Raw genomic sequence first — 1,487 nt, forward strand, 5'->3', positions numbered from 1 at the left:
GCCGCAGGTCAGCGACTTGACCGACATCCAGCGGACCCAGCTTCACCAGGACTGCGGGGATGCGAGACGATACAGCGGCAGGCACGGGCCACCTCGTGATCGTTGAGCTTAGACACCCCAACGATCACGAGCCCGTAGCTCGTTCAGGTTTCTGGCCAGCGGGGATGCGTTGGTTCCAGGCCGAGGAGGTCGAGGAGATGGAGCTGGACGCCGCGGCTGATGACGATGGTGGGCGGGTCGGTGGCATGACCGATATCCGCAGTCGCAGGCCGGAGAGGTGGTAGAGGATCATCCAGCCGGTGGGAGGGACCATCTGGTTGCCGGGATACAGCCCGGACATCTTCTGCTCACCCCCCAGAGCCCGGCGGACCTGGCGCTCGATCAGGCAGAACACGAGCAGGGCCAGGCAGATCACCGCCACAAGTTCGGCGACCCGCTTGTTGTCCTGCACGAAGACGGGGGTGACGGCCAGGGGGCCCTTGAAGTCGCCATAGCGGCGCTCGACCGTGCCCTGCTGATCCTTGTGGCGCCGCAGTACCTCGGAGGCGTCGGCTTGCTCGGGGGTGAGAGTGGTCAGCAGCGCATACCAGCCGTCGACAGCCGCCTCGGCTTGGAGCACCTCCTGGTCGAAGTGCCAGTCCAGGGCAGGGCGTCCGGTGCCGTCGGTGGTGATCTCGGTGTGCAGGCAGCCGGTGACGCGGCGGATTTTGGCGATCACGCCGATGCGGGCGGCGATCTTCTCCGCGGTGTTGTAGTAGCGGCCGCCGGCGCCGCGCTGCAGCTTGTCGAGTTCGTCCCGGGCCTTGGCCAGGCGTTTGTCCCGGGCCCGCTGCTGGCCTTTGGCGTTGCCGGTGGAGTGCACCAGGATCCGGCGGACTTCCACCCTCGGGTCGCGCTTGCGCGGTCCGGACAGGACGTGGGTGTCCTCCAGCACGCGGTAGGTCTCGCGCCGCTCCGCCGGGGTGTTCTCGTCCCGGGCGGGGGTGTAGTCCACGAGGGTGGCCGCGTCCGGGCCAGGGCGGCATAGACCGCGTCGTCGACCGTGGAGGCCGGGGCCGGGGACGGGGCGACGAAGTCCGTCTGGGCCTTGATCAGGGCGGTGACGTTGCGGTACGAGACCAGCTTGGAGTCCGCGACCAGCAGGAACTCCCGGGGACCGGCCATCGCGCGCAGGCGTTCCTGTGATCCGGGAGATCTCCGCGGCTCCGCCGTCGATGACGCGGGACAGCAGCGGGATGCCGCCGTCGCCGGTCACCGCCAGGCCGGCCGGGATCTGCTTGAGGTCGTAGCGCCGGTCCTTGAGATGCTCGTGCTTGATGCGGGGATACTCCTCGTCCTGGTCGTCAGCCGGGTAGGCGCCGTGCAGCGACATGTGTCCCCGTACTCGTGGGAGTGGCTCTGGTCCGAAAATGAAGCATGACCCCTGGTCACCGCAGTGGTGACTGTGATGTGGTCATGCCGCTTCGATGGGGTCGAAGCGGACGGTG

General features: G+C 68.1%; 1 protein-coding gene. It reads right to left on the reverse strand.

Features of this window, described 5'->3' with window-relative positions; all coding sequences use genetic code 11:
- Window positions 1–124 precede the first annotated feature (124 nt).
- Window positions 125–1,372 carry a hypothetical protein gene (locus ABZ453_RS51285; RefSeq protein ID WP_359026977.1) on the reverse strand — a complete coding sequence of 416 codons (1,248 nt, stop codon included), beginning with the start codon at window positions 1,370–1,372 and terminating at the stop codon, window positions 125–127.
- Between the last annotated feature and the right edge of the window lie 115 nt (window positions 1,373–1,487).

The organism is Streptomyces sp. NPDC005799 (assembly GCF_040630525.1).
GTDB lineage: Bacteria > Actinomycetota > Actinomycetes > Streptomycetales > Streptomycetaceae > Streptomyces > Streptomyces griseorubiginosus_B.